A 4,089-nucleotide genomic window follows, 5' to 3' on the forward strand; every position below is an offset into this window, starting at 1 on the left:
GCTGGTCGAGATTGACGAAAAATGGGCCTCCGAAACGAAGGCCTACATCAAATGGGAATGCCAGGATGCATGACCCGCTCTCAGCAGAATTTCCAGACCGCTGGGTATTCCACGGCATGTGGCCACCTGTTCCAGCAGCGCGCCCGACTGCAGATGCCGCTCAGGGCGGAAAATACTTGCTCAGCGGTTGGATTCAGGTGATCTTCACGTCAGGCGGGAGGCCACTTGGGGAATGTCGACTAAGGTCGAGAGCATTGCTTAAAGATAACGCAACAGGGAGAACGCAATGAAAGACACGATGAAATACGTACGAGCTCTTGCGACAGGAGCCGCGCTGACAGTGGGCCTGGCAGGCGCGACGATCGCGCAGGATGTCAAATTCTTTACCATCGGTACGGGCGGCACGGCCTATACCTATTACCCTGTTGGCGGTGTAATCGCCAACGCCATTTCCAAACCGCCGGGATCGCGCCCTTGCGAAGAAGGCGGAAGCTGCGGCGTCGACGGCCTGATCGCCTCCGCAGTGTCGTCGCGAGGGTCGGTCGACAACGTCAATGCCATCGTCTCGGGGCTGCGCAATTCGGGCTTCGCGCAATCTGACGTCGCCTATTGGGCCTACACCGGCACCGGCACCATGGAGGGGCAGCCACCGGCGGAAAACCTGCGCACGATTGCGGCCCTTTTCGAAGAGCATATACATCTGGTTGCAAAGGCTGACAGTGGCATAGACAGCGTCGCTGACTTGGAGGGCAAGCGCGTGTCGCTGGATGAGCCGGGTTCGGGTACATACGTCGACGCGGGTCTGATCCTTGAGGCCAACGGCCTTTCCATCGATGACGTGACCGCCGAGGCGCTCAAGGGAAATGCGGCCTCGGACGCGCTGCGCAATGGTCGGATCGATGCGTTTTTTGCGGTCGCCGGATACCCGACGGGGTCGCTGGTTGAACTGGCCTCTGCTGAGGATATCAAACTGGTTCCCATTTCCGGGGAGGGTGCAGATGCGCTGACCGAGGAATATGGCTTCTTTGCTCAGAGCGATATCCCAGCGGGCACCTATGAAGGTATCGAAGCCACACCGACTGTTGCGGTGGGCGCGCAATGGTTCACATCTGCCGAGGAAGACGAGGAGTTGATTTATCAGATCACCAAGGCGTTGTGGAACGAAAATTCGCGGAAGCTGCTGGATGTCGGCCACGCCAAGGGCAAAACCATCACACTGGAAACGGCGCTTAATGGCGTCGGTGTGCCGCTGCACGCAGGCGCCGAACGGTTTTATCGCGAGGCCGGCCTGCTGGAGTAATCCCGGCGCAGTCGTGATGTCCCCCCGGCCGCCTCCTGGGCGGCCGGGTTTTCTTCTTGAAGACCCTCAGCATGCGTGGACCCAGCCATGTCGCAGTATGATCCCGACCATGAACTGACCCCGGACGAACTGCACGAAATCGAACGCAAATTCGATCCGGAACTGATGTTTCGCCCGACTGGTCGGTCGATCAGTATAGGTATCAGCATTGCACTTGTCGCGATGTCAGCCTATCACTTCTACGCATCCGGCTTTGGATTGGTGCGCGAGCTTCTGCATCGTGGGATTCACCTGTCATTTGTGTTGGGGCTTGTGTTTCTGCTTTTTGCTTGGCGTCGGTCGCTAAGCACCGCGACACCAGCACCCGCATGGTACCGGATCAGCGGTGTGCCGGTCGTCGATATTCTGCTGGCGTGTCTGGCGGTAGCCGCATCGCTTTACCTGCCGCTTCTACCTCCCGAGGTAGTATCGATCCGCGTCGGCAACCCTTCCTCGTTCGATGTCATCATGGGCACTGCGCTTTTGCTGCTGACACTTGAGGCCACGCGGCGATCGGTGGGGACCACGCTGCCCCTCATCGCGCTTGTCTTCGTTGCCTTCGCGCTCTTTGGCCCTTGGGCGCCCGGCGCGCTGAAACATGGTGGGGTCGCATGGCAAGGGCTGATCAATCACCTATACATGACCAATCAGGGGATTTACGGCATCGCTATCGGCGTTATGGCGCAGTACGTGTTCCTGTTCATCCTTTTCGGCGTTCTGGCCACACGCATCGGGTTGGGGCAGTTGTTCATCGACCTGGCGATGGTGATTGCGGGGCGCTATGCAGGAGGCCCCGCCAAGGTCGCCATTTTCTCCTCTGCCTTCATGGGGACGATTTCAGGCTCAAGCATCGCCAACACGGTGACGACGGGTGCTCTTACCATTCCGGCAATGAAGAAGGTGGGCTACCCGCCGCATTTCTCGGGCGCGGTCGAGGCGACCTCGTCCACCGGCGGGCAGATCACACCGCCCATTCTGGGGGCTGCTGCCTTCATCATGGTGGAGTACCTGGAAATTCCTCTTCGTGACGTGCTGGCCGCAGCCCTTTTCCCGGCGTTGCTGCATTATTTCGGCATCTTTATAATGGTGCATCTTGAAGCGCGCAAACTCGGGCTTCGCGGTTTGCGGGCCGAGGAGTTGCCCAAGGCTGGGCTGGTTCTGCGCCAGCACTGGCTGTCTGTCATCCCGCTTATCGTTCTGGTCTATATGATCCTGACTGGCAAAACCCCGGATTTTGCCGCCGTCTACGGTATCATCGCCTGCGTCGTCGTCGGGTTTCTCAATCCGGTCAATCGCCTCACCCTCCATGATCTGTGGGTGGCTCTGGCTGATGGCGCGCGAAATACACTGGCCGTGGGTGCAGCGGCGGCGACTGTTGGCATCGTTGTGGGCGTGGTGACGCTGACCGGCGTCGGGTTCCGGCTAGGCTATGTCGTAGTCCAGACCGCCACGGATATCGGCAACGTGATCGGAGGTATCTGGCCGCTGAGCATTTACACTGTCGGTCAATGGACGCTGTTCTTTTCGCTTATCCTGATTGCGCTGGCCTGCATCATCATGGGGGCGGGTATTCCAACCACGGCGACCTACATCATTCTCGTTGCGGTGGCGGCACCAGCTTTGGGTTTGCTGGAGGTAGAACCGGTCGTCGCGCATTTCTTTGTGTTCTACTATGGGGTGCTGGCTGATATCACGCCGCCCGTGGCGCTTGCAGCCTATGCGGCCGCCGGCATAGCCGGGGCCAACCCCTTCAAGACCGGAAATACTGCATTTCGATTAGGCATCGCAAAAGCCCTCGTGCCTTTCGTGTTTGTCTATTCTCCCGCGCTATTGATCATAACGGACGATTTCACGTGGACTGCCTTCGCAGTAACACTGAGCGGCTCAATGATGGGTATCGCCGGGCTGGGAGTAGCCTTCTCCGGATTTTTCCTGACGCACATGAGCCGGCTTGAACGCTGGTGGGTCGGCCTCGTTTCCCTGTTTTTCATCGCGCCAGGTTTGACCACGATGGCGCTGGGCGCTTTACTGTGGTCACCGGTGGTCATTTTGCAGTTCGGCAAGCGCTTGAAAGAGGTATAGCTGGGTTCGGTGCTTGGAAGCGAGATCTCCGCCACCCGTGACGGCCCCAAAGCCGCCACGCAAAAGGCCGTCTTTTGATGTTCGGCGTACCACAGCGCTTGCTTGAAATAGCCACTGATTTTAACTGTTGAGCGGGCCACAGGTAGGGCTCCCTGCAGGGTCACAGAGACTATACTTTCGTGCTCCTCATGGATATGAATGGCAGGTGACGGTCTTGTCTGCATACACGATGCTGCAACTGCACGCAGCCGCCCCCAGCGCTCCGGCGGGGACATGCGGCGAAAGCGAAAACAGCCTTGCGGCTCCAGCGAACGGCCAGAAGTCCCGCACCCCCAGACACCGCCCCACCAAACCCCGCCGCACGCAACCTCATCCGATCACCTCCACCACCGGCACTACCACCTCGCTTGCCCCGACCCCGTGACGGATCTCCACTTAGTGGCCTTGTCATCTTCGGTAAAGTTGCGCAGGAACCAGGCATTGTGCTGTTGGATAGCGAGGGGAAGCTCGGGCAATATAACCTGGAGAGGTTGTCAAGGTTGACGGTTGTCTGACGTCAGCGCCTTTGGTGGGTATTCCACGGCATGTGGCCACCTGTTCCACGCGCATGTGGCCAGTCATTCCATGACATGTGGCCACCCCCGTGAGGTGATCTGCGAGGCGGTTTC

Annotated in this window: 2 protein-coding genes; both read left to right on the forward strand. The window is 59.0% G+C overall.

The window, feature by feature from the left end; translation table 11 throughout:
* The first annotated feature begins 286 nt into the window (after nt 1-286).
* Nucleotides 287-1,300 (forward strand): TAXI family TRAP transporter solute-binding subunit, encoded by a 1,014-nt coding sequence (locus ACH107_RS30645; RefSeq protein ID WP_412509468.1) that lies wholly within the window; start codon nt 287-289, stop codon nt 1,298-1,300.
* Between the two features lie 87 nt (nt 1,301-1,387).
* Nucleotides 1,388-3,421, forward strand: a complete 2,034-nt coding sequence (locus tag ACH107_RS30650; RefSeq protein WP_412509469.1) for a TRAP transporter permease — start codon at nt 1,388-1,390, stop codon at nt 3,419-3,421.
* Nucleotides 3,422-4,089 lie beyond the last annotated feature (668 nt).

The organism is Roseovarius halophilus (ex Wu et al. 2025), assembly GCF_047086965.1.